The organism is Shewanella sp. TB7-MNA-CIBAN-0143 (assembly GCF_040310065.1).
GTDB lineage: Bacteria > Pseudomonadota > Gammaproteobacteria > Enterobacterales > Shewanellaceae > Shewanella.
Genome location: NZ_JBEOPL010000020.1, coordinates 1 through 26,033 on the forward strand (window position 1 = coordinate 1; position 26,033 = coordinate 26,033).

General features: G+C 40.3%; 25 protein-coding genes. 13 read left to right on the top strand and 12 right to left on the bottom strand.

What is annotated here, in order from left to right; genetic code table 11:
- Positions 1–349: 349 nt before the first annotated feature.
- The 6 genes from AAEY97_RS15885 to betI all read right to left on the bottom strand — a co-directional run bounded on the left by AAEY97_RS15885 (position 350) and on the right by betI (position 6,915).
- The gene (locus AAEY97_RS15885) at positions 350–832 is read right to left on the bottom strand and encodes a MarR family winged helix-turn-helix transcriptional regulator (protein WP_101088345.1); all 483 of its coding nucleotides are present in this window, start codon (positions 830–832) and stop codon (positions 350–352) included.
- Between the two features lie 124 nt (positions 833–956).
- On the bottom strand, positions 957–1,664 hold the full coding sequence (locus AAEY97_RS15890; RefSeq protein ID WP_101088344.1) for a TorF family putative porin: 708 nt from the start codon (positions 1,662–1,664) through the stop codon (positions 957–959).
- Between the two features lie 27 nt (positions 1,665–1,691).
- Positions 1,692–2,909, bottom strand: coding sequence for a BCCT family transporter (locus AAEY97_RS15895; protein ID WP_101088343.1), 1,218 nt, complete (start codon positions 2,907–2,909; stop codon positions 1,692–1,694).
- A 235-nt stretch (positions 2,910–3,144) separates the two neighbouring features.
- Positions 3,145–4,839, bottom strand: coding sequence for a choline dehydrogenase (betA, locus tag AAEY97_RS15900; protein WP_182744768.1), 1,695 nt, complete (start codon positions 4,837–4,839; stop codon positions 3,145–3,147).
- Between the two features lie 13 nt (positions 4,840–4,852).
- On the bottom strand, positions 4,853–6,319 hold the full coding sequence (gene betB / locus AAEY97_RS15905; RefSeq protein ID WP_192114864.1) for a betaine-aldehyde dehydrogenase: 1,467 nt from the start codon (positions 6,317–6,319) through the stop codon (positions 4,853–4,855).
- Entirely contained in the window at positions 6,319–6,915 is a 597-nt protein-coding gene (betI, locus tag AAEY97_RS15910) for a transcriptional regulator BetI (RefSeq protein ID WP_101088340.1), read from the bottom strand. The genes betB and betI overlap by 1 nt, the downstream gene beginning before the upstream one ends.
- Before the next feature lie 737 nt (positions 6,916–7,652).
- Here betI and AAEY97_RS15915 point away from each other — a divergent pair.
- From AAEY97_RS15915 to AAEY97_RS15940, 6 genes are all read left to right on the top strand, one after another.
- Entirely contained in the window at positions 7,653–7,859 is a 207-nt protein-coding gene (locus AAEY97_RS15915) for a hypothetical protein (protein WP_101088339.1), read from the top strand.
- A gap of 804 nt (positions 7,860–8,663) precedes the next feature.
- Positions 8,664–9,872, top strand: a complete 1,209-nt coding sequence (gene zigA / locus AAEY97_RS15920; protein ID WP_194956082.1) for a zinc metallochaperone GTPase ZigA — start codon at positions 8,664–8,666, stop codon at positions 9,870–9,872.
- Entirely contained in the window at positions 9,869–10,546 is a 678-nt protein-coding gene (locus AAEY97_RS15925) for a DUF1826 domain-containing protein (RefSeq protein ID WP_192114865.1), read from the top strand. The genes zigA and AAEY97_RS15925 overlap by 4 nt, the downstream gene beginning before the upstream one ends.
- 57 nt (positions 10,547–10,603) lie before the next feature.
- Complete coding sequence (locus AAEY97_RS15930; protein WP_192114866.1) at positions 10,604–11,212, top strand: ZrgA family zinc uptake protein; 609 nt, start codon at positions 10,604–10,606, stop codon at positions 11,210–11,212.
- Positions 11,213–11,216: 4 nt separating this feature from the next.
- On the top strand, positions 11,217–11,678 hold the full coding sequence (locus tag AAEY97_RS15935) for a Fur family transcriptional regulator (protein ID WP_192114867.1): 462 nt from the start codon (positions 11,217–11,219) through the stop codon (positions 11,676–11,678).
- Between the two features lie 106 nt (positions 11,679–11,784).
- Complete coding sequence (locus tag AAEY97_RS15940) at positions 11,785–12,201, top strand: MerC domain-containing protein (RefSeq protein ID WP_192114868.1); 417 nt, start codon at positions 11,785–11,787, stop codon at positions 12,199–12,201.
- 142 nt (positions 12,202–12,343) lie between these two features.
- On the opposite strand, the gene AAEY97_RS15945 is transcribed toward AAEY97_RS15940, so the two are convergent.
- A complete protein-coding gene (locus AAEY97_RS15945; RefSeq protein WP_350999960.1) occupies positions 12,344–12,973 on the bottom strand; it encodes a DUF3299 domain-containing protein in 630 nt (209 codons plus the stop codon).
- 88 nt (positions 12,974–13,061) lie between these two features.
- Here AAEY97_RS15945 and AAEY97_RS15950 point away from each other — a divergent pair, with 88 nt between their 5' ends.
- The 3 genes from AAEY97_RS15950 (at position 13,062) to AAEY97_RS15960 (ending at position 16,604) form a co-directional block, all read left to right on the top strand.
- Positions 13,062–13,727 carry an ABC transporter ATP-binding protein gene (locus tag AAEY97_RS15950; protein WP_192114869.1) on the top strand — a complete coding sequence of 222 codons (666 nt, stop codon included), beginning with the start codon at positions 13,062–13,064 and terminating at the stop codon, positions 13,725–13,727.
- 11 nt (positions 13,728–13,738) lie between these two features.
- Positions 13,739–14,938 carry an ABC transporter permease gene (locus AAEY97_RS15955; protein ID WP_192114870.1) on the top strand — a complete coding sequence of 400 codons (1,200 nt, stop codon included), beginning with the start codon at positions 13,739–13,741 and terminating at the stop codon, positions 14,936–14,938.
- Positions 14,939–15,278: 340 nt separating this feature from the next.
- Positions 15,279–16,604 (top strand): hypothetical protein, encoded by a 1,326-nt coding sequence (locus tag AAEY97_RS15960; RefSeq protein ID WP_192114871.1) that lies wholly within the window; start codon positions 15,279–15,281, stop codon positions 16,602–16,604.
- Positions 16,605–16,782: 178 nt separating this feature from the next.
- On the opposite strand, the gene AAEY97_RS15965 is transcribed toward AAEY97_RS15960, so the two are convergent.
- The 5 genes from AAEY97_RS15965 to AAEY97_RS15985 all read right to left on the bottom strand — a co-directional run bounded on the left by AAEY97_RS15965 (position 16,783) and on the right by AAEY97_RS15985 (position 22,863).
- Positions 16,783–18,852 (bottom strand): M13 family metallopeptidase, encoded by a 2,070-nt coding sequence (locus tag AAEY97_RS15965; RefSeq protein ID WP_192114872.1) that lies wholly within the window; start codon positions 18,850–18,852, stop codon positions 16,783–16,785.
- A 547-nt stretch (positions 18,853–19,399) separates the two neighbouring features.
- A complete protein-coding gene (locus AAEY97_RS15970; protein ID WP_192114873.1) occupies positions 19,400–19,999 on the bottom strand; it encodes a PqiC family protein in 600 nt (199 codons plus the stop codon).
- A 4-nt stretch (positions 20,000–20,003) separates the two neighbouring features.
- Complete coding sequence (locus AAEY97_RS15975; RefSeq protein ID WP_192114874.1) at positions 20,004–20,987, bottom strand: MlaD family protein; 984 nt, start codon at positions 20,985–20,987, stop codon at positions 20,004–20,006.
- On the bottom strand, positions 20,984–21,748 hold the full coding sequence (locus AAEY97_RS15980; protein ID WP_192114875.1) for an ABC transporter ATP-binding protein: 765 nt from the start codon (positions 21,746–21,748) through the stop codon (positions 20,984–20,986). The genes AAEY97_RS15975 and AAEY97_RS15980 overlap by 4 nt, the downstream gene beginning before the upstream one ends.
- 2 nt (positions 21,749–21,750) lie before the next feature.
- The gene (locus AAEY97_RS15985; RefSeq protein ID WP_101088332.1) at positions 21,751–22,863 is read right to left on the bottom strand and encodes an MlaE family ABC transporter permease; all 1,113 of its coding nucleotides are present in this window, start codon (positions 22,861–22,863) and stop codon (positions 21,751–21,753) included.
- A 412-nt stretch (positions 22,864–23,275) separates the two neighbouring features.
- Here AAEY97_RS15985 and AAEY97_RS15990 point away from each other — a divergent pair, with 412 nt between their 5' ends.
- From AAEY97_RS15990 to AAEY97_RS16005, 4 genes are all read left to right on the top strand, one after another.
- On the top strand, positions 23,276–23,689 hold the full coding sequence (locus tag AAEY97_RS15990) for a LexA family protein (protein WP_011637424.1): 414 nt from the start codon (positions 23,276–23,278) through the stop codon (positions 23,687–23,689).
- Between the two features lie 6 nt (positions 23,690–23,695).
- Positions 23,696–24,952, top strand: a complete 1,257-nt coding sequence (locus AAEY97_RS15995) for a Y-family DNA polymerase (protein WP_192114876.1) — start codon at positions 23,696–23,698, stop codon at positions 24,950–24,952.
- 178 nt (positions 24,953–25,130) lie between these two features.
- Entirely contained in the window at positions 25,131–25,469 is a 339-nt protein-coding gene (locus AAEY97_RS16000; RefSeq protein ID WP_350999970.1) for a hypothetical protein, read from the top strand.
- Between the two features lie 104 nt (positions 25,470–25,573).
- Complete coding sequence (locus tag AAEY97_RS16005; RefSeq protein WP_192114878.1) at positions 25,574–26,008, top strand: DUF2057 family protein; 435 nt, start codon at positions 25,574–25,576, stop codon at positions 26,006–26,008.
- The last annotated feature ends 25 nt before the right edge of the window (positions 26,009–26,033 follow it).

Sequence of the window (26,033 nt, forward strand, 5' to 3'; positions counted from 1 at the left end):
TCTAGTAATAGAGAGTGGTGTAAAAAAGCCTCAACATTAGTTGGGGCTTTTTTACGTCTGAAATTTGTGAATTAGATTGAAAGAATAAAATCCCTCGCGCTCTGGTTGAATATCAGGCGTGCCGCTCTTTATTAATAACAATCGTCAGAAAATTGAGCTGAATATTAAGTGTTATTGAATTGGTGGGGAGACTTTACAATAGAGGAGGATGCTGATGATAAGATCTTTGGGTTAGTCACACTTTGGAATCAAATGTTAGCTTGAAGCTAGGCTTGTCTAGGAATGAAACATAACGTGAGAGGCCTGTAACTCTATGAACCATCACGTTATGAATAGAAAAGGGTGTTGACTAAGACTGATCGTCTAGTTGAATTTGGCCTACATATAAAACAGGGGCAGCATCAATTTCATTGGCATCCATCATGGTAGCTATCCGCTCAACGGCAGACAATAATTGACTTTGTTCCCATTCTTCAAGGTTTTGGTAACGCATAATAAAATGTTCTTGCAGTGGTTTAGGTGCGCTATTTAATAACGTTTTACCTGCGTCACTTAACGATAAATGAACTTTCCGTTTGTCGGTTTCGCTGCGCGTTCTAATCACCATGCCACGATTTTCTAATCGATCAATAATGGTCGTCACTGTCGCTGCACTCAAATTAATTTCTTGAGCTATTTGTTTGGCCAGTGGAGCGTCAAGTTGATCAATTTTCTGTATGACCATTAATTGTGGTCCAGTTAGACCCGATAGTTTATTTAATTGACGTGAGTGTATATCAATAGCTCTGATCACCCGGCGCAATGAAATTAATAGTTGTTCGTATTTTTCCATAATCCCCTCATAATTCACCATGCACCTTAGCAGAATTCGGCTTATTACTCATGTCCAATATCAAAAAAAGCAGAATAATGTCATAGACATTATTCTGCTTAGCTATTTTATCAGCAATTACAACTTATAGACTGAAAGTACGTGATACCGATAATACTGCGCGGGTATCGCTTAAGTCTGTGTCCATGCTCGTGTCTTCAACGGCAACGTTGAAGTCAAAACCTTCCCAGCTGGTTAAGTACTCTGCGCGATAATGGTTGTAAGACTTGTCACCGTCCCATGCCCATTTGTCTTCGTCTTGCGAAGTAGAGCGGTCAAAACTAACACGGATGTCATGACCTTCTGCAATGGTAAAGGTATGAGCAACCATCATGATGTAATGGTCAGCATCAACACCAAAGTAATCCCATGAATACCAAAAGTTTAATTCACTTTGACCAAGCGATGAAGCATAGCCAAACTTAGTGTAAATCTCTGGGTAGTAATACTCATCAGAGGCATCATCACCATGGTAAGTGTAATATGCAATACCCGCATCTACAGACACTCTGTCTGTTAGTTCAAAATATTTACCTGCGTAAAAATCAAGTTCTAGCCAAGTGTCATCAGCACTGCCAAAGTCAACATTCGATGCCCAAGCTCCAACGTACCAACCGTCATCGGCAGCATAGTCTAGGCTAGCTTGTAAGGCAGGATCATTGTCTGTTTGGCTAACACCATTAAAGGTATAGTCAGAGGTTGCATTAACGGTTGTGCTTAACTCACCAGCCATTACTGAAGTCGGTAAAGCAAATAAGCTTAATAAGGCTAATTTTTTCATTGTGGTGTTCATCATTATTCCTTGGATCATTATTATTGTTTAGTCTGCTAATTCGATTTTAGTAAAATCGATTTTATTTTCTTTTGGAGAACGTTCTATATCAGTCACTTTACGGTAGTGCGATTTTAAAATGTATCCGAAACAACTTAATATCAAGGCAATAGCGAGAGCGCCAACCCATTGAATTTGTAAAAAGTCTAGTTTGAATAACAAGGTTAAGCCACTCAGTACCACTACATTACCGATGATATAAGGTACTTTACCAAAACGTTCAACGGTAAGGTTTAAGTTATCTGTATATAAACGAACCAGTGAATCGAGTGAGTTAATAACAAACATTACCCCTACAATCACCATTGCTAGATTATAAAAACCTGACGTATCAATACCATTTGCGCTGTAGTAGTACAGAACCGTGAACCAAATCGCGATTGGGATTGAAGGGAATACCATCATGGCTATTAATACTTGATAGGTTTTCATTCCACCCACAAAACGAGCGGTAAATTGACCAATCATAATGCTCCATGCAAACCACCAGAATAGGTAAAATTCGTGGTAATCGTTTATTGGAAGTACAAAGTTATGGATGTTGCCAAAATAGTCACCAATTAATGCAAATGTAGTAAAGAACTCACCCACACTAGAATCGTCTGATAAAAATGCGCCCGCCCACATGATGGCGATTAAACCAAAGAACAACCAGGTACTGCCTAAACTAAGATAACGAACATAGCGAATACTGGTGCTTGAATACACTGCGGCGGCAATAACCATAAACACGATTAAATAGAAGCTGCTAACAACGGTTTCACCATCACCTAATTGCGGTAAATACCACGGTAAGTTAGTTAATAACAAATAAGCGGTAAAGGCACATGTACCAATGATCACTACGTTATTAATAAACTTTATCAATGGAATTTCAAAATACTTAACTCTTGGTTCAATAACACAAAAGTAGAAGCAGGTTAAAAAGTAAAACGCCCAAATTAAGCAGGCCCAAAAACCAAACTCTATGGCTAACGGATTACTAAATCCATATTCTGGACTGGTTGCTAAATCTGCATAACCAGCAAATTCAGTTAACGGAAACATGATTAAGCCAACATCAAGCCCTGAAGTGAACAAAATGGCAATAAAGGTAAATTTACGCACCGGTGTCACACCAATGCACTGCATGTTACCCCAACGATAAATAACAAATGCGATAGCGGCAAAAGTGAATAAAATGCCTATTGATAACCAGGTCGTCATTATTTAACTCCCGGGTGAATAGTGTGTGCGAACATAATGTTGGCTCCTTGTTGTATGTTTTTTATGCCATAGAACAATTTTTAAAGGCAAAACGCCCTCAAGCCTTAAGTATCGTGATGACGATAGTTAAACCCTGATAGATTGAACTTGGCTAAATAGGCCATTTACAAAAATGTAGGTTGGCCATCAACCTGTTGTCGATGTGTGTAAATGAATACACATCGACGAATGGGTGTTAATCAATTTGTCGTTTAGGCGCTTGTAATCGTTGTGATGTTTGCCATTGCTCAGCAATAGTCACTTTTGCCAAACTTGGCGCAAGAGGTTTGTTGCCTAAAATGATGTCGGCAGCGCGCTCGGCGACCATAATAGTAGGGGAGTTTAAGTTACCATTTGGAATGGTCGGGAAAATTGACGAGTCAACCACTCGCAAACCATGAATACCGTGAACTTTTGTTTCAGAGTCGACAACCGCCATCTCATCTTCACCCATTTTGCATGAACAAGAAGGGTGGTAAGCACTTTCTACTGAGCTTCTTACAAAGCGGTCTATTTCTTCATCGGTCTGTATTGATAAGCCTGGTTGAATTTCTTCACCACGATACTCATCTAAACCCGGTTGATTAATAATTTCACGGGTTAAACGCACACACGCTCTAAAGCCTTCAATATCATCTTGATGCGATAAATAATTGAACTGAATTTGTGGCGCAACCTTGGCATCATTTGATACAACCGTTACGGCGCCACGGCTTTTAGGTTTATTGTGGCCAATATGAACTTGGAAACCATGGCCAGCAAATGCTTCTTTACCGTCGTAACGCATAGCAGCAGGTAAAAAATGGTACTGTAGATCCGGCCACTCTAAACCCGCTTTTGAGCGGATAAATCCACATGATTCGAAATGGTTAGTTGCGCCCAAACCTGATTTATTAAAAATCCAGCGAGCACCAATAAACAATTTGTTTAACGGGTCAATTTTGCCATTGAGCGAAATAGGCTTTAAGCACTTAAATTGGAAGTAAAACTCTAAGTGGTCTTGCAGATTCTGACCAACACCGGGTAATTGATGTACTTGTTCAATGCCTGCGCTAGCTAACGTGCTTGAATCACCAATACCCGACAGTTGTAAAATATGCGGTGAACCAATAGAACCTGCAGATAAAATCACTTCTTTATTGCAGTTAACATCTATTAGCTCGCCTTTACGTTCGTAACGAACGCCGACAGCCGTTTTGCCTTGCATAATCACTTTATGTACAAGCGCATGAGTGACCACGGTTAAATTCGGACGTTTCATCGCAGGGCGAAGGTACGCATTTGCCGTAGACCAACGCACACCATTTTTAACGGTCATGTGCATTGGGCCAAAGCCTTCTTGCTGACTAGCATTGTAATCATCAGTGGCTAGATAGCCGGCATCGACACCTGCATCCACAAAAGCTTGATATAACGGGTTTTTCATTTCATTACCGTTATTAACCGCTAATGGACCTTTATCACCGCGATAAACATTACCGCCAAAAGACCATGTTTCAGCTTTTTTAAAGTAAGGCAGACAGTGAGCGTAATCCCAGTCTTTTGCACCTTGTTGCTGCCACTCGTCAAAATCACGCGCATGACCACGTACGTAGACCATGCCATTAATTGATGATGAACCGCCTAACACTTTGCCACGCGGGCAATGCATACGGCGATTGTCCAAATGTGGTTCGGCTTCGGTTTCAAACTGCCATGCATACTTTTTAGTATTCATAGGGATAGATAGTGCCGTAGGCATTTGAATAAAAATGCTCTTGTCGCTACCACCGGTTTCAAGTATCAGGACTTTATTGTCTGGATTTTCCGTTAAGCGGTTGGCTAATACACAACCTGCGCTACCGGCACCAACAATAATATAATCGTATTCATGAGATATTTGCGTAGACATTAATGGGTCACTCCTAAAATGGGCTTTCAAGTGACTGCATACCAACGTAAACAGCTTTTATTTGGGTGTATGCTTTTAATGTTTCAGAGCCATTCTCACGACCAATACCAGACATCTTGTAACCACCAACCGGCATTTCTGCAGGAGAGGCACCATAAGCATTTATCCAACAAATACCGGCTTGCATTTGATGAATAACACGATGTGCACGGGTAATGTCTTGCGTAAATACACCTGCCGCTAAGCCTAGGTGAGTACTATTGGCACGCTTAACGACTTCATCTTCATCAGTAAAGGTAAATACTGACATCACAGGGCCAAATATTTCTTCTTTTGAAATCGTCATCTCATCAGTGCAATCTGTAAATACCGTCGGTGCCACAAAGAAACCATTCGGTGCATTGTCAGGCGTTAATGCTGTTCCGCCTGTTAATAAGGTGGCACCTTCTTTTTTACCGATTTCAATGTAGTCGAGTACTTTTTGCTGATGGTCGCGTGAAATCAATGCACCAAAATTGGTGTCAGGGTGCATTGGGTCTCCGCAAACGATGTTTTGTTCAGTACGTTCTTTTAAACGTTGGATAAAGCGCGGATAAATATCTTGCTGCACAAACACACGAGTACCGTTGGTACACACTTCACCTTGAGTATAGAAATTCGCTAACATTGCTGCTGATACCGCATTTTCAACATCGGCATCGTTAAAGATAATCAATGGCGACTTTCCGCCTAGCTCCATAGTCACGTCTTTTAGTGAACCCGCAGCAGCGGCCATGACTTTTTTACCGGTTCCGACTTCGCCCGTAAATGACACTTTAGCGATATCTTCATTGGTGGTTAGCCATGCGCCAACTCTACCGTCACCTTGAACAACGTTAAACACGCCATCTGGTACACCCGCTTGAGTGAATATTTCTGCTAAACGCATTGCGCCACGAGGTGTTTCTTCTGAAGGTTTAAAAATCATTACGTTGCCGCAAGCCAATGCAGGGGCTGCTTTCCAACAAGCAATTTGTAACGGGTAGTTCCATGCGCCAATACCAGCACAAATACCTAACGGCTCACGGCGAGTATAATAAAAGTCAGCGCCAACAGGCTGTTGATTGCCTTCAATACTTGGGGCGAGTCCGGCAAAGAACTCTATAGAGTCAGCGCCAGTAACGATATCGACAACCGAGGCTTCTTGCCATGGCTTACCGGTATCCAATACTTCACCTGCAGCAAGCTCATCATTTTGCTCACGGAGTAGGGTAACGGCTTTTAATAAAATGCGGCTACGTTCTATCGGCATCATCGCTGACCAAACTGCAAAACCTGCTTTGGCACTCTCTATGGCGGCTTTTTGCACAGACTCGGTTGCTACTTCAACTAAATAGCTGACTTCTCCAGTAGCAGGATTGATCACTTCAAATGTTTCGCCTGTACCGTTTGATTGGTATTTTCCATGGATATAATTTTGATAAATAATTAACGATGACATTATTCTACTCCGTTGTGCACGATCACAGCCTTGATAAAGGCTTTAGATAAAATTTGGGCTTGTTTAAAATCTTCTATTGGGGTGGTACTCAACGCACTGCGTAACCAAAAACCATCAATTACTGCCGCTGTTTGCTTGGCTGCATTAACAGCTGCTGCATTGGGTAATAATTGTTTAAACGAAAAAAGCAGGTTGCTGTATAACCGCTGACTATTAATGTTTTGCAATCTTGCTAACCCAGGATCGTGCATCGCTTGGGACCAGAAGCTTAACCATGTTTTTGTCGCGGCTGTTGAACGTTGTAATTCGGTAAAGTTTGCTTCCACGATCATTGAAAGCCGATCTATTGGGGTTAATGTTTTGCCTGACGTTCTTGTCAGTAATGCTTGCTTCAATTCCTCTAACAGAAATTTCTGCGTGGCTTCAATTAACCCTTGTTTACCACCAAAATAGTGGCTGATGATCCCTGATGACATTCCCGCCAATCCACTAATGGTATTAATAGTAGTGTTTTGTAACCCATGACGTTCGATTGACATTAACGTGGCATCTATCAGCTGTTGTTGTCTGACGTTTTTCATTGTAGGTCTTGACATAAAAGGGGTCCGTTATCTGTATTAAGAGTTGTTAATTGAACGCTCAATTAATAACGATACTAATGATTAGTGCTGTAATTATCAAGTTATAACTTGATATAGATCACAACATTCCAGTGACAAAATAAGATAGGAAACTAATTATAAAAAATAAGACACTGTTCTGTATGGGTTAAATGTTATCTGGCTTTGGTTGATGGTTTGTTGTAAAAAACGAAGAGATTTTACATGAAATCATTACAGCTGCAGTTATTTTTAGGTTTTTGATTGATAAAATATCATTTTAAAATGGGCCTTTGTCCCTAAATAGCCTAATTCGTGCAGATATAGATTGTAGAGCCATGAGCTCGATATTGATTGAAAAACGGCAGAGTCATTGAGCACATAGCGTGAGCTATATTGATTAAATCTGTTTGTTTTAGCCAATTTCACCAGTATTTTTTTGGAGTGTGTCACTCTACAACCACAGCCTTATTCTCTCCGACTAATGTTAGGTATTAATGTTATTCATATGGGTGATGTATTCTGCTAAGTGTTCAGTGTTCAGTGTTCAGTGTTCAAGGATTAAGGATTGGTTATTAAGGATTGGGGAGGGCAGTTTGATTAACTCTACTGCCTGAATAATGTCACCAACGATGATCTGGATTTATCATAGAGACGTGATAGAAAAACAATAACCATGCTATAACCTTATTTAAAGGTTCAAATAGCAAGATGATTAGATAAGAGGAACACAGATGGGCAGTGCATCAATGATCATGTGGAGTGTGCTATTTGGCGCTATAGGCATGGGGTATTTTGTTTATGGTAAGCGCCAAAGGGCGATTGTTCCCTTGTGTGTAGGAATGGCATTAATCGTGTTTCCTTATTTTGTTGCCAGCGTGACCACTTTGCTGATTATGGGAATAATCTTAGTTGCGATACCGTACTTTATCCGGCTTTAGTTGCTGTAGGCATTATTGTTTATCCGTTTATCACTCTGATTCATGTATGGCCTAAGTTAATTTTGAATATGGCCTGCGGCCACTAACGTCGTGGCGCTTCACCCACACCAGACCAAAAGGAAACCAGCGGCTGTTCCCTCTTTATTCTTTATAAAAGAATTAGCCCAGCTACCCGGCAACATTTTCCCCATTGACTTAAATATTAAATGCGAAAAGATCGCCATGGCGATTTATCCAGCGTTGAACTTCGTTTGTAGCCTCACTTCGGCCCATCTTGTATTAAGGAGTGAAAATACTAACGCTTCCGATGGTACATCTGATGTGAATGGATTCACGAATGTCGTGATGGCTGGACGCCAAGAAACGACCTGTACCTCGAAAGCTAAGCTCACATCTGATAGGCAGGATGCCTGAATGCCTTGTAGCACATGGATGTGCGAGAAAGGCCATGTGAGCTTCACGCAATTTTCTTCAACGTCCTCAAGTTCAGAGTTGAATCACGCCAATTGCAAGCAAGGTATGCAAATCATTTATGCCCCATTGTATTTTAGTTACGCCATTAGGATTAACTCAACTTTGAGTATATTAAATTTTTAATACTACCGAGTGTTTAGAGGCATCAGGCCTTATTATTATTCAAGTGATAAATGAACGTTAAATAAAGTCCGGTACAGAACTTGAAGTACAAAAATTAAGCATGTGGTCGTTTTAATTAATGGGAAGATTATTTTTAATAAATTTAACTAGAAAACACAAATGATACGTTGTAACATATCTCAATTCTTGTTTTCGAGAAAATTTTTAATGACACAAATAAAAAAACTCCCTGTTACAGTACTTTCTGGCTTTTTAGGCGCAGGTAAAACGACGGTGTTGAGTCATATTCTTAATAATCGTCAAGGTAAAAAAGTGGCTGTTATTGTTAATGATATGAGTGAAATTAACATCGATGTGGCGGTTGTTAAAAACGAGATATCTCTTAATCGCAGTGATGAAAAACTGATTGAAATGAGTAATGGTTGTATCTGTTGTACTTTACGTGAAGATTTATTGATTGAAGTTGGCCTGCTAGCAAAAGAGGGACGATTTGATTATTTGATTATTGAATCTACTGGGATCTCTGAGCCTTTGCCGGTGGCTGAAACATTTTCTTTTGCAGATGAAAATGGTGTGTCTCTGTCTGAGGTTGCAACGTTAGATACCATGGTAACGGTTGTTGATGCGGTTAATTTTTTAAAAGATTACGATGAGGCGCAAGACTTACAAGAAACTGGCGAATCTCTTGGCGATGAAGATGAGCGAAGCATTACGGATTTGCTCATTGAACAAGTTGAATTTGCAGATGTTTTATTGATCAGTAAAACTGACTTGGTTGATAGCTCCTCGCTTAATCGATTAATTGTTATTCTCAAGGTTCTCAACACAAATGCTAAAATTATTCCTATTGTAGCAGGCAACATAAATATTGATGCAGTGTTAAATACAGGCTTATTTAATTTTGAACGGGCGCAACAAGCACCAGGTTGGCTCAAAGAAATGCGTGGAGAACATATTCCGGAAACCGAGGAGTATGGGATTAGCAGCTTCAACTTTGTCGCAAGACGTCCATTTCATCCGCAAAAATTTCACCACTTTCTACACAATACTGAACCATTTGGAAAATTAATCCGCTCAAAAGGGTATTTCTGGCTTGCAACTCAACCCGAGTTTGTTGGGCAATGGAATCAAGCCGGTGGCATTGCCCGTTATAATATTTCTGGGATGTTTTGGAAAGCGGTACCTGCGGATGAGTGGCCAACGGATGAAGAATCGTTAGCGGCAATAAATGAACAATGGCAGGAGCCCTATGGTGACATGCGTCAGGAGTTGGTGTTCATTGGTCAACAATTAGATATAACAGCGATGAAACAAGCGCTCAATGACTGTTTATTGTCCAATGAAGAGTTTGTTAAAGGGCAAGACTATTGGCAAACGCTTAGCGATCCCTTTCCTCAATGGGGAGATATTGTATGAGTATGGTTGAATCGCTAGATACGTTTAATTTGCACAATACGATTATTCGCAATTCTGTACAGGGAAAGTCGTTGGAAGTATTTCCATCGATTTACCAACAAGAGACAAATATTGCCATTTGGCACCGTGTGATGCCTGATGAGTTAACATCGGCAGTGGGCGAATTTCTGAAAACGTCTACTAAGAAGCAAGCAATTTTAAAAGTGACCGAACAAGACGCCCATGAACAGTTATTTAGCGCATTTGAGCCAACCGCTGCCATGACTGTAATTGCGGATGATATAGCACAATTAGTGAGTATGTTTTGTTGTTTATTTGGTATTGAACACGCAGGGCTTCGGTTAACTATTTTAGAACATGCAATGTGCCCCCGCTTTCATGTTGACCGTATTCCTTGTCGATTGATCACTACTTATCAAGGCGCCGCAACTCAATGGTTGGAACACGCTGGGGTCAATAGAAGTAAATTAGGCGCAGGGAATAAAGGTTTACCTGATGAACAATCGGGACTGATTTCTAAACCCCACAACATTCAGCAACTTAATTGTGGTGATGTCGCATTGTTAAAAGGTGAAATGTGGGATGAACAACAAGAGGCTGGTTTGGTCCATCGTTCGCCACCGTTAGCTGTGGGGGAGTCTCGTTTATTGTTAACCTTAGACTTTATTCAATAACATCAAATGTTAGGCGAGTTTTTATGCTTGTTTATCCTATAAAACGGAGAATGAAAGATGGAAATATCAATAGATGATGCTAAACGATTACAAGCTCGCTTAATTCGATTTACTTGTTTTAAGTTGATTTGTTTTGTTAGTTTGTTGGTGAGTTTGAGTAGTTCATACGTTTACGCGGCAAATGTTCATACCCATGGGGTATCGACGATGACTATTGCTGTTGATAACAACATTGTTGATATCACCTTAACGACTCCCACATCTGATCTCGTTGGTTTTGAGCATCCTGCTAACTCTGAATCAAATAAACGTGCATTTAAAGAGATGAATACTGTGCTGAGTGAAGTAGATGAATTGTTTGTGCTTAATGGCGGAGGTTGCACGTTGGTATCTCATAGTGTGGAAGCTTTTGAGCTGTCTCAGAGCCAGAATAGTGATGATACAACTAAATCTCAAATAGATGAACATAGCGCACATGAACGGCATAATGATGTGACGGCTTACTATCGGTATAATTGTGAAAACATGTCAGAGCTTTCGAGTATTGCTGTTACAGTATTTGCACTTTTTCCTAGTATTCATCATATTCGTTCTATGTGGATTACCGACACCCATCAGGGGGCGGTTACACTGAGCGGTAAAAACAACATGATTAGTTTGAGATAACCCAATGAATAACGTCAACACGATTATCGAACATGCGGAACAAAATTGTAAAAGTCATGGTGCACGTTTAACCATTAAGAGAAAACAAATATTGTCGTCGCTAGTCCAGTCGAGTAAAGCGTTGTCGGCGTACGAATTAATTGATTTGTTTTTACAACAAAGTGGCGAAAAAATTCCGGCAATGTCGGTATATCGTATCCTCGACTTTTTAGAAGCAGAGAATTTAGTTCATAAGCTTAAGTTAGCCAACAAGTATATTGCTTGCTCTCACATTACTTGTAAGCATGAACATGGTGTTCCACAGTTTTTAATCTGCAGTACTTGTCATATCGTTAAAGAAATTACTATCAATAAGTCGACGATTACTGAACTTCAGAGTACTGTAAAAAATGCAGGTTTTCAGCTTGTTAGTCCTCAATTGGAAATCAATTGCATCTGTAATGAATGTCTAGCCTCTGCGGCATGACCATTATCATTGTTTTGTAGAAGAATTGATTTTTTCAACGCGTCGCATGTTATAGCCAGTACCCAATCAAAATACGAAATTAGCCTAAATAGAGGAAAAAGTCTTAATGAGAACAATGCAAGTAATCATGGATAAATGTGCCATTACGCTCTCATCTTTATGTGTTATTCATTGTTTATTATTGCCATTATTATTAGTTTTATTACCCAGTTTGGGCGTATGGCAACTTGATAATGAAGCCTTTCATACTTGGCTATTAATTGCGGTTATCCCTATTAGTTTATACGCATTGGCGGCCGGTTTTAAAAAGCATCGTCAATATCGATTTTTATTGATTGGGGCTACAGGAATAATGTTGTTAATGTTTGCTGCGTTATTAGGACATGATTTAATCGGTGAGTCTGGTGAGAAAGTATTAACATTATTGGGTGCGACCTTAGTTGTCATTGCACATTGGGCTAACTTTGCTCGCTGCAAACATAATAATAGTTGTATCAAGAGGATGGATGCTCAATGTGATTGAGCTAGCGCACTAACGTTGCTCAGGCGATGTAGGCTCCTCTCAATAAATCAAACATCCTATTGGCACATTAATGAACGTGATGATGGAATATTGTGTTTCACTATCATCACGTTTTATTGAGGATGTTAAATCAAGACTTTGCTTATTCCTCTTCAGTATACGGTTCAATAGTGGTGATATGCATAGTATAGGCTGCTGTGCCCAGTTCATTTTCGTTAATGGCTGTTTTCAATATGCCGGTAATCCAAAAAGGCTCATAAAGATTATTTGATGAAATGCCGAGTGATGAGCTGACAAAGATCATTTGATTGGGTGGCGGTGGCGGCATATGGATGCAGGCGCCAAAGTAAGGTACTAAAAAGAATTGGGTTATATTTTGCTGGTCATCAAATTCTAATGGAACAATAAATCCTGGAATTCTAATCGGTTGATCTACCATTTCCTTGATGATGTTAGTTGAAATTAATGCTTGTTGATAGCGATCATCGTTAGCAGAGGTAAGGGCATTGAATACTTGATTACTAATAACATCTTCAAATGAGCCGTCTTCAATATTATCAAGATATTCCGGTGGATTTAGTAATGCATCTAAGTCACTTTTCGGCATTAGGTCAGTCCACTCTACTGTTTTATACGTCGGAGCCACATCATGAATTACTGCATCATCAATTACACTGTGCTCGATTTCACTCTTAGACGCACTGCTATTATTACAACCCACTAACAACCCCATCAGTATTGCTACACTGCTTAATATCATCGTTCGTAACATTTTTTGTTTACCGTATAAATAAGTGTAATATCGAAATGATACAGTGTATCATTTCGATATTACACTTATTTTTGCGAGAAGATAAACCATGAGTATTGTGCTCAGTGATGTAACGTTTCATTATCCACAACAAAAGTCCCCTGTTTTGGGTATTTCTTCTTGGTCATTACCCCAAGCTGAACAAGCGTTTATATATGGTCCTTCTGGATGTGGTAAATCTACACTTTTAGGCTTATTAAGTGGTGTTTTACCTGTTTCTTCTGGTGAATTAACAATACTTGATCAACGTATAGATCATATGAATGGTCGTCAACGCAACCAATTTAGAGCAAAACACATCGGCTATGTGTTTCAACAGTTCAATTTAATTCCGTATCTCAGCGCAATCGATAATATCCGTCTAGCCAGCTATTTTGCGAATAAATTATCTAACCATCACCTTAACAATAACATTAACATCCTACTGACAACCTTAAATATGCCTAAGCGGGATTGGAGTATTCCAGTTAATCAGTTGAGTTTAGGACAACAACAAAGAGTGGCAATTGCTCGAGCGTTAATCAATAAACCATCACTATTGATTGCAGATGAGCCAACTTCATCATTAGATCATGAAAATCGTGATGCTTTCATGGCATTGTTAATGTCGATTGTCGCAGAAAGTCACATCAGCTTGTTATTTGTTAGTCATGACATGTCGTTATCACAATACTTCAATCGCGTTGAAGCATTAAGTGATATAAATCAACGCTAGGATCATCTTTCATGTTTGTAAAACTTGCTTTGAAAAGCATTGCGGTTCGTAAAGGGTCTGTATTGCTTTCTGTGTTGGCCATGACAATCAGTATCATGGTGTTATTGGGCGTTGAACATGTACGGCATCAAGCAAAATTGAGTTTTGCTAATACGGTATCTGGAGTCGATTTAATCGTGGGAGCCAGAACGAGTAACCTTAATTTATTACTTTATTCTGTATTTCGAATTGGATCACCGACAAATAATATCAGTTGGCATTCCTTTGAAATGATTGCTGCAAACCCCAAAGTAAAATGGGCTGTGCCTCTTTCTCTTGGAGATTCCCATAAAGGTTTTCGTGTGTTGGGAACTAATCAAGACTTTTTCAAATATGTTGAGTATGGACAAAAACATTCGTTAGTATTTTGCCAAGGCCATATATTTTCTGACGTGTATGAAGTTGTGCTGGGATCTACTGTGGCGGCTAAATTACATTATCAGTTAGGTGATGAGTTAGTGTTAGCCCATGGTATTGTTGCGACTAGTTTTAGTTTACACAAAGATAAACCGTTTACTGTGGTGGGTATTTTATCTCCCACAGGTACGCCAGTCGATCATACTCTTCATGTGAGTCTACAAAGTATCGAAGCGATACATACTGACATGTCAGGGTCGGTTAATCAGCAAGCTCTGTTGCAACCAAGTCACATCACCGCATTTATGTTAGGACTTGAATCAAAAATCACCACTTTTACGATACAGCGTGATATTAATCAGTTTCCATCAGAGCCATTAATCGCCATTTTACCCGGTGTGGTATTGTCGGAGTTGTGGCAAATGATGGGCGTGCTGGAAAATACCCTGCTTATAGTGTCGTTATTGGTATTTCTTTCAGCTTGTTTAGGCGTATGTGCCATGTTATTGGCTTCGGTGCGTGAAAGGCATTATGAAATTCGATTACTGCAAGTTATTGGTGCTCCGGCTCACTTTCTGTTTTTACTGATTGCTGTCGAAGCTTTATTCATTACGCTATCAAGCATCATTGCGGCTGGATTGATATTAACCATTACTTTAATGGTGTCTCAAGATTATTTAATGACTCAATACGGATTAAACATTAGCACCAATATTTTCACTATTAATAGTGTTTACATCATCACGATAATGATGATTATCTCAATGGTTATTGCGATAATTCCGTCGTTAAATATTTCAAATCGGCAGTATTAAATATTATGTCTAACGCACATTTGTCCAAAAATGAGTTGGTTTTAATTAAAAATAGATGACCTTAACTCTGATTTTAAAGCCTGTTTTGGTTGATTTTGAATGTAAGACAGTACGGCGTTCAAATTATTCAAATGATTTAGCCACTACAAGATGGTACATGACCATGGTTCAAAGAAAAGTTAAAATGCTATTATTGGGTACAATTTATCCTCAAGGATATTGGTGTGATGAACGACATTTTATAAATAAAGGCTTCTTGGATTGACGCGCTAACGCGTTCTGTTTTTTTAGGTTTTAGTTCAATATATACGTACAAATATTAATAATATTAGGAAGATAAATGCGTACATCAAAAATAATATATTTCACAATTTTTATACTCGTCATGTTTTCTTCTTGTATTGCAGTTTGGGTATATTATCTTAAAGAGGGCAAAGATTTACTGAGTTTTACAATATCGACAGTTGGCTTCTGCATTGCACTATTAGCTCTATTTATAGCTGTCAGGACGTATACATCAATCGATAGTGTGAACAATATAAGCAAAATGGAAGGTAACATTCTTGATAATGAGCACTATGTAACTTCTCTTCCTGAGTTAATCAATCAATTTAAGTCTAAAGACGAAAAAACACTAGACAAAGAACTATTTGATTCAGTTGAGTATAAGTTGAAAAAAGAATCCGGTACTGCCGTACTTTTTGCCGATACGTTACAGTATATGATTGATCTTATCGTTTTATTTCCTGCTGTTTTTAATGCTTCTGATACGGATAAAAAACTCTATAAAAAACGCATGGACAAGATATTAACAGAGGTAGATAGGCAACGAGACATACTGCATTCGGTAAGCAAGGGAAATTCAATTCAAATAACTGAAACAATAAAGTTATTTAAAGCTGTTGTTTCATATCAGAATTTTGTTGCTGATGGTAATTTTAATATCCATGCAGATCTTCTCCATGTTCGTGGTCCTATACTTCGAAATCCTGTCACAAAAACGATTTATCACAATTACCTTGGTTTATATTACAACAAAAAGGGCATGCACTTGCTTAGAGAGTCCCTGAATATGGGGGATATCGATATTCTCTCACTTAACGGCCTTAGCGTGGTACAGAAAGGTATTGGCTCTATATCTCCGTCAATTATAGAAGATGTGACCATGTATTTAAAATCTGCATGTGACCAGTTTGATAGAGCACTTAATATTTCTAGTGAAGATGTTATGTGGCCAGGATTTATTAATTATAACAAAGCACGTACATTGTATTTTTTGGCTTTGTTATCAAATACTGAAATAAAATGGCTTGAGGTTATGGATGAAGCGATTGAGTTTCGTAGTAGATTAAACCGCCTAATTGACGAAATATTAACAATAGACAGATCCAAAACTGCCAAAATAGAGAATACACATTTAAGGCAATTTTTTCTCTATCAAGAAGAGTTGGCCCGTGTAGTCAAATTAAATTTAATATTTGCAGATAATTCCATGAAACAAAATACGGTACCAGCACTGTATAAAGGGGTTAATTTAACGGATGCATCTAAAGAAACTGCTTCGGACTTATTTATGAAAATACACAGTTTCTCTACGGTAAAAGCTTATCAAGAGAAAATTGTTAACCGACTTGAAAAGTGTTCAAACGATATTACCAGTAACTGATTAATCAATCCGAATGTTTGTCTAGGTCTTTACTCGCTATTACCCACAAGCTTGCTGATATTATTTTAGGAATTCGTATAGATAGTGATAAAAATGCCCGTCAGTTAACTGACGGGCATTTTTATGTCGGCTGCTTGTTGCTATCGCGGCACGTTATTGCAGCTATTTATGCACTAAATTACCAAATACGTACGCGCTGATCTTCAGGCAAGTACAACTTATCACCTGGTTTAACATCAAAGGCTTTATACCAAGCATCGTGGTTACGCGGGGCGAGGGCACGGTAACGACCTGGTGCATGAGTGCCGGCACGTAACTGAGTTAACATACTTTGCTCGGTACGTTTTTCTTTCCACACTTGAGCCCAAGCTAAAAAGAAACGTTGATCGCCAGTAACGCCATCTATCACCGGGGCTTCTTTACCGTTTAAGCTTAATTTGTAAGCATGGTATGCCATTGATAAACCGCCTACATCGCCAATGTTTTCACCGAGACTGTTGCGTCCGTTAACAAAGTTTTCAGGGATTGGTTCATATTGGTTATATTGCGCAGCGAGCTTATCGGCTTTAGCATCAAAAGCGGCACGATCTTCATCTGTCCACCAGTTACGCTGAACGCCATTGGCGTCTGATTTAGAACCTTGATCATCAAAACCATGGCCCATTTCGTGACCAATTACGGCACCGATACTGCCATAGTTAACTGCTGCATCTGCATTTGGATCGAAAAATGGCGGTTGTAAAATTGCCGCAGGGAACACAATTTCATTAAACGAGCTGTTGTAATAGGCATTGACCGTTTGCGGTGTCATACCCCAACGATTACGATCCGTTTTTTCCAGTTCTTTCGTTACGCTATCGACTTGGAAATATTTGCGCAGATTCTTAATATCACCCATTAAATCATTTTTAGTGAGGGTTAAGCCATCAAACTGTTGCCACACATCAGGGTAACCAATTTTAGGGTTAAATGCCGCTAACTTAGCATGGGCATTCACTTTAGTTTCGTCGCCCATCCAATCTAAACCATCAATGCGTTGGCCTAATGCTGTGCGCAGGTTCTTAACTAACTCGGCCATTTTTTGTTTAGACGACTCAGGGAAATAACGCGACACATAGACTTTACCAATAGCGAAACCTAGAGACTGAGTGCCAGACATTTCTTCAACTGCACGTTTCCAGCGTGGACGAGGTTGCTCTTGACCAGTGAGTTCTTTGCCAAAAAAAGCAAAATTGGTATTAAAAATGTCTTCAGACAATAACCCTGCATTATTACTAATGGTGTGGAATGTTAAATAGTCTTGCCACACAGTGAGCGGTTGTTGGTTAATTAAGCCAATCATAGCCTTAACCGGTTCAGGTTCAGATATGTTGAGTTGTGGTACTTGGTAACCACTCTGTGCGAAATAGATATCCCAATCAAATCCAGGATATTGCTTAACCAATTCTTCACGTTTGAGTTGGTTTAAGGTTAAATCACGGTCACGGCGTTTTTCTCTAGGCCATTGTGCCTGTGCTATTTTTGTTTCAAGGGCAAGAATTGCCTCGGCACGTTTTGCACCGTCGTTTATACCAGCAAAAGCCAGCATTGCAGCGATATGCTCAACATAAGCTTTACGAATTTTAACGAAACGCTCACTGTCTTCGAGGTAATACGAGCGATCGGGCAGGCCTAAACCACCAGCACCGATGGTCATTTCATATTGATTGGGATCTATACGGTTAAACCACATTCCACCCCAAATAGGGGACGATGCACCAGTAAGCCATGCTTCACCGAATACTTTGGTTAAATCTTGAGTTGAGCTAATCGCAGTAATTTGATCTAAGGTGGCTTTAATTGGTGTGATACCTAGTTTATTAATGGTGTCGGTATCCATATAGGCATGATAAAAATCAGCAATTAATTGTTCTTCGGCAGTTAAGTCGCTGCGGCTGGCAATATCGTCGATAATTGCTTTCACTTGATTTTCACTGCGCTCAGCTAAGGCATTAAATGCGCCATAACGAGTTTTGTCGGCAGGCATGACAAAGTTGTCGTACCAAGTGCCACTTGAATACATAAAAAAGTCATCGCCAGGTTTAACGGCTTCATTTCGTGCAGCTAAATCCACACCAAAAGTACCTAACTCTGCTTTAGCGGGGGCCGGTGAGGTCACGGCTGCAAGCTTAGTGTTATTTGTATCAGATACGCCGCAACCACTTAATAGTGCTGTGGTTAATCCAATCGCAATTAAGGATTTATTCATTGTTATCGTGTTCCTTGGTCTATTTTTACAGAATTATTTGCCTAGCCATATTGAAAGACTGACAAAAAATGTCAATGTTCGAATTGTTAGCAAATTTAACTAACGCTGAGTTAAGCAATGAAATGCGTGGCTGAATATGTGCTGGTTTGATGTTTATTGGCTGTATTGTTTATTTGAGAGGCAGAGATAAGTGCAGTTGATTATCATCAGCATAATTAACCTAAACTTGGGATAAAGGTGAGTTAGGTTTTGTAATATGAACGCTGCCAGTGCTTAAGCCACCTAACTATGTTGGGTTGCTATTTTTCTTGGGATTGGCATCAGTATTGATAGCGCTATAAGTAGTGCTATAGATAGCGTTATTGTTTGAGTTTGTTTACTCAATACGCTGTAAAACAGCTTAATAGTTAGGTTTATGATTTACTCCACCGCTCACACCACCGCTCATACAACAAAGTTTACACAACATCGTTTACACAACATCGCTGACGCGACAACTCTGACGCGACAACTCTGACGCGAGAATGCTGACAGTAGGCTGGAGTGTTTAATCTGAATGTTGTGGTAATGATTTATCAATTTCCTTTGCCAACTGAGCCAATAAGTTGCTGTACGCGCTGACAAACTCCGCTGCAGTCGAACCTGCATTAGTGACCGCGATAAAATTTTGTTTTGCCAATGTTTGGTTTAATGGATTGTTTGTTAGCTCCCAGTTGGCATTGAGTCTGGCATTATTGCCATCTCGGTTGAGGGAAATAACCTTGATTTTAATGCTGTACAGGGGGCTGTTGTCTGCTTGCCAAGGAAATAACACTAGGTTACGACGGTTATCGCTTTGGCTGAGATTGATACTCATGACCCGGCTGATTCCTTGTTCAAGCGGTTCAGCCCAATAACTATTGGCAAATCGTTGCAGGTTACCATCGTCAAGTTGATACATCAGCTGTGTAAAATGTAAGTATTCGGCGACGTCAATTGGCCCTATACCAATGTCATACTCTAACGCAGTACTGCCCGACACTATTTGGTTGGGTATTGCAGTTAACACAAAGTACTGTTTTTCGGGAGAGCTTTGGCAGCCACTCACTAAACTCAATAGCAGTAAACCGATCCCCCAGTTAATGGTCCAAACTCCATATTTCCCCATGACATTATTCTCCTAAAGGTAGGGCTTTTTTACCGCGTATGATGGCCTCAGGTTGTTCATCTAAGGTTTCACTCAAGCTACGTAATGATCGAGCTGTGCGGCGGATTTCTTCCAAGGTATTGGTGAGTTCTATCAACAAGGGCGAGTTTTGGTCGAGTGTGTTACCTGCTTGGTTTGCAAGCTGATTCATGCTTAATAGTGTATTGCGTAATTCAGTTAAACTATGGTTCAGCGACTCAACGAGCTTGGGTTCATCATTATTTAATTGCACCAGTAAATTATCGAGTTTTAACAGTACTTCAAGCCCATTTTTACCTAACGCTGCTTGAGTGTTGTCCAAGTTAATCGCGGTGTTGTTAACGGCTTTGGCTGCATTATCAAAATTATCCAATGCTTGCTGTATTTTTCCGCTGGCGGCAATGTCACTGAGCTGCTGGGCTAAATTGTCGACATTGTTGACTAAACTTTTTAAGTTTAACGATTGCAGGTCTTTCGACAACGATTCGAAATCAGTCGCGATGGTCGGCAATTCTAATAATTGGTCTTTTTCGCCATGGAATAACGGCGAGGTGTTGGGAAAGAAATCCAGTTCAACATATAGCAGTCCGGTGAGTAAACTCAGATAATTCAGCTGGGCGCGTAAGCCGTTATCGATGGCGTGTGAAAAAAACTCTTCACCTACTTGGATCCCCTTAATATTGATACGTTTCAACAATAAGTCGGCATGAACTGCAGCCGTGACACCCTGGCTACTGTCGTTAGGGAAATCGATACTGATATCGCTTATTTCACCTATTATGACCCCTTTTAATTTTACCGGTGCGCCTACCTGTAACCCTTGCACTGAACTGTTGAAAAACATCACTACCGGGGCTTTCTCTGCAAATATACGCCCTCCAGAAAAGAACAGTAATGCAATAAACACTAAGATAATAGCGCCAAAAATAAAGGCACCAATCGCGAGCGGAAGTCGTTGGCTTTTACTCATGATATCTCCGATTTTTCGGTACGATTGAGAAATTGACGAACCCTAGGCTGGCTACTGTGTATTTTTAATTCTCGTGGGTCACCACAATCGAGCATAGTATTGGTTTCATTATCCAAAAACACACAGCGAGTGCCGATTGACAATATGCTGGGCAGCTCGTGGGACACAATGATCACGGTAGAGTCTAGCGCCTGGCATATTTGCACGATCAATTGATCTAAACGCATCGAGCTAATAGGGTCTAAACCCGCAGAGGGTTCATCAAAAAATAGCAATTGAGGGTCTAATGCCAGCGCCCGCGCTAATCCTGCGCGTTTGTGCATACCGCCACTTAACTCGGCAGGGTAAAACTTCTCGAAGCCCGCTAAGCCAACTAATGCTAGCTTATAGGCAACGGCTTCTGCAATTTGTCGCTCCGAAAGGTCGGTATAGAGCTGCAGGGGTAAAGCCACATTTTCGCCAAGCGACATGCTCGAAAACAATGCGCCTGTTTGGAAGGTAATCCCCCAATTTTTGAGCATTGCTACCTGCTCGGGTTCATCTGCTTCATAAAAGTTTTTGCCTTGATAGAGTACTTCGCCTTGTAGTGGCGTGAGTAATCCCACCATCGATTTGAGCAAGGTTGTTTTGCCACAACCACTGCCGCCAATGACAAAAAAGATATCATTCTTGTTAATGTCGAAGTTGAGTTTTTTTTGCACCTCGGTACTGCCGTAGCCGACTGATAGATTACGTACACTGATAAAGGCATCATCAACCATGGTTAGATCCCTAATTTATCGTATAAGATATTAAGCGCCGCATCGGAGACAACCAAAAAAACAATGGCCTTAACCACAGCGTGGGTCGTCGCTAAACCAACGGCATTCGAGTCACGTCCGCAAAGCAGTCCTGCCTGACAACCCGCAATCGCAATTAAAAATCCAAAAATTAAACTCTTTATTAAACCAGTGGAAATATCGACCCAATCAATCGCAACCTGGGTTTGCAAAATATATTGGGTATAACTCACGCCCATACCGTTAGCAACTAACGCACCACCAATCATGCCTATTACATCCGAATAAATACACATTAGCGGCATAATAAAAATTAATGCTAATAACCGCGGTAAAACCAGAAACTCCATGGTAGGAATACCCATTACTCGCAGCGCATCAATTTCTTCATTAACTTGCATGGTGCCTAACTGCGCCGCATAAGCGGCTCCCGTTCGGCCGGCCATAATAACGCCTGTCATTAGAGCACCCATTTCACGCACCATTCCGATAGCCACTAAATTAGCCACATATACCTGGGCGCCTAATTGGCGCAGCTGTACCGAGCCTAAATAAGCCAAAATCATTCCCACGAGCAGACTAATTAAGGTCACAATAGCAAGCCCTTTAGGCCCAGCTTGTTCGATAAAAAAAACGATATCACTTCGGCGAGTTCTCGCTCTGCCAACCAACCAACGCCCGAGTGCCAAAGTGCAGTTACCGACAAATACTAATCCATCGTGTACTTGTAAGCCTTGATTAATCAATCCTCGACGTAAGGTCGGCCATAGCCCGCCTAGGGCACCCTCATTAGTGGGTTGATAAACCGCAACATCGGTAGCGAGCAGCAGTAGTTGCTGCAGCCCTTGAGGTGTTTGTTGAGTGTCTAGTGATAGTTTATGTTGCTCACACCAGCGAGATAATTGTAATAAGGCAATGGCGAGGCTTGAATCCCAATGAGACAACTCTGTGGTGATTAAAGTGACAGATTGGCAATTAGATGGCAGCTCAGCACAAATATCTGCGCCTAGCGGTGCTTGGCCTAATTGCCAATCACCAGCAAGGTTCAGTAAGCAGTTATCATCGTGCATGTCGATATGGAATGTTGCGAGTGTCATGCTAGACCCCCGAGTCAATATGAAATAAGTCTATTTGTTTGTTTAATAAATAGGTTAGCTTGATTTTTGATCCTGTTATCAGTGTAGACCAAGCTCATTGATTATATTTTGACCTTGGACATATTATTTCATCAATAATGAAGCTATCACTTTGATGTATTGACGCTTTGCTACATTGAAGAAGCATTAGTTATGGACCGATGTTGTTGTGCAGAGGCAATAAAAACGGCGTTAACGATTGAACATAACCGCCGCTTGTCGCGGTTTAAAGCAAATAAACTTGCACTGACAAAATTTAACGCTAATATATACTGTTTATTTATACAGTATATATTTATACAGTGCTTATTTGTGTGCTGTTTATTTATACGGTTTGTATTTATACAGTACATATCATATTAGAGGTTGTCATATGCGCGTTATTCCCATTGCAGCCAGTGCCGGCATTACCGGTTTTGAATCTCCTGCAGCTGAGTATCTTCAGTTAGGCCTCAGCCTTGATGAGATATTAATCCAGCATCCAAGTTCTACTTTTATCGGCTTAGCCCAAGGTGAGTCGATGCAAGGTGTGGGAATATATGATGGTGACTTATTGATTGTCGATCGTCATGAAACGGCTAGAAATGGCGACGTGATAGTGGCTAATTTTAATGGTGAGTTTGTGTGTAAAATTCTCGACATGCATCGGCGAATGCTGATGTCGTCTAATGAGCAACATTTACCTGTGACCATCTGCGACTATGATGACTTTAGTATTGAAGGTGTGGTTATTCGCTCAATTCGTTGTCATCGTCAAAGCCCACTGCTTATCAGTAAAAAAGGTTAGGTAACAATGTTTGCCTTAGTCGATGCCAATGCTTTTTATTGCAGTGCAGAACAGGTTTTTCGTCCTGACTGGCGCGGCAGACCGATTATTGTACTGAGCAATAACGATGGCTGTATTGTCGCGGCTAATCGGCAAGCAAAAGAGGCGGGTATTGAGAAGTTTTTGCCTTACTTTCAAGCGAAAGCATTATGTGCCCAGCGCAATGTCATTGTGTGTTCATCTAATTATGAATTGTATGCCGATTTATCGGCAAAGATGATGGCAATAATCGGTCGTTTTGCACCAGAGCAACATGTGTACTCCATCGATGAAAGCTTCCTGTCTTTTAAACATTGTTATCCCGCAATCAAATGCCTGCATAGCCAAGGTCAGTTAATTCGCCGTGCCGTTTGGAAAGAAGCCCGCTTGGCTGTTTGTGTGGGCATGGGCCAAACGTTAACCTTAGCTAAAATAGCCAATCACGCCGCTAAAAAAATACCGGGATACCAAGGTGTGTGCGTTATCGACACTGCGCAGCAACGTAATGACATTTTACGCCAGCTTGCCGTTAAAGAGGTGTGGGGGATTGGCAGGCGCATCAGTAAAAAGCTTGAATTGATGAATATTCGCAGCGCATACGATCTCGCCTCTATGCCACCCAGTCTAGCCAGAAAACAATTTAGTATTGAAATTGAACGCACCGTACGCGAACTTAACGGCGAAGTGTGTAAACAATGGGATGAGGCTAGGGCAGATAAAAAGCAAATTTTCTCCACCCGCAGTGTGGGCGAACGTATTTGCGATTTTGAATCGCTATTACAGGCATTGAGTAAACATGTTGGTATCGCAGCAAGTAAAGCGCGTCAGCAAGGCTCACATTGCAAAACCATGTTGTTATTTGCCAGTAATTCGCCCCACGACGAGCGGCCTGTGAGTTATAAAGTTATTGTCCATTTTCCGTGTCCAACCAATTGCACCATTGAACTCACTAAAGCCATGACAGACGCCGCCCCGAGATTATTTAGCAATGGTGTTCGTTATTACAAAATTGGTGTGGGCCTGGTTGATTTAGCCAGCGAGAAACATTTTCAATTTGATTTATTTAATACCGCGAAGGTCAATTATGCCTTGATGGATACGCTTGACGGCATCAACCAACGATATGGCCGCGATACAGTGTTTCTGGCAGCACAAGGAATAGAACAAAAATGGGCCATGCGCCGTGATTTACTCACACCTCAATATTCAACCCAATGGAAATGCTTACCCAGCATTAAATGCTAAGGTTTTATATTACTAAGGTTTATTACTAAGGTTTATTATAACAGTGGTATTGCTCTGCCATAACACATGCAAGGTTGGGGCATTCAACTATGGCTAAACCTTAAAATGTGATTCAGCTCTGATTATCACTCTAATTAAATTGTTAATGTTGAATCGTACTCATCATATGGCCGACATAATGCGAAATACGCTGTTAAACATAGCAATGATAATTTCACTACTTGGACAATTACTTGTTCCAAGTTTTGCTATGTCTAATGAAATGGCCATGTCGGACATGCAGTCGAGTAGTATGCATCAATCAACGATGATGCAAAGTGACTGTGATACTAACGATGACTGTTGCTTAAACGATATGAGTCAATGCATTAGCCATTGTCATGCGGTCGCGAATGCATTTTTGTTATCAGCAACAAACCTCACCGGTGCTCTACTAACGAGTGCCAAAGTGAGTTCGCCTTTATGGACATCAACCCCCACCATTCTAGTAAGCCAAAATCCGCCTCCGATAGCTTAATTCTTTATGTTTATTAGTTACCCACATTAATTTATAAAGATTTTTGTTGCTTCAACTATAAGCATCAAAAAACTATAAGCATCAAAAAGTTAACGGAGTTTATTATGAAAAAATTCATTGCGATCACACTATTATCTTTAGCCAGCTCAGCAGCAATGGCTGCCACTATCTCATTACCTGACTATTTAATCTTTACTGCGGTCGATGGCAAATCGGCATCAAATAAAAGTGAAATGGAGGTGTCTCCTGGTCAACATTTAATAGAATTACAGTTTTATGATGTGTTTTCATCAGGAGCAGATGATACGAATTTTATTAAGTCCGATGCGTTATATTGGAGTCTACATCTAACCAAAGATGAAGATATTCAAGTGCGTAGCAAAGAGATTTTCTCTTCAACCAATGCAAAGAAATTTATTGCATCACCGGTGATAACCTTAGACCGCGCCAGCGTAAAAGGTGAAAACGTCAAATTAGTTAATCACGAAGAGTTAATGGCTATTATCATGAAACAACACAGTCAAATGATGCAACAATAGTAAAATTGATAGGGCGCTTACATAG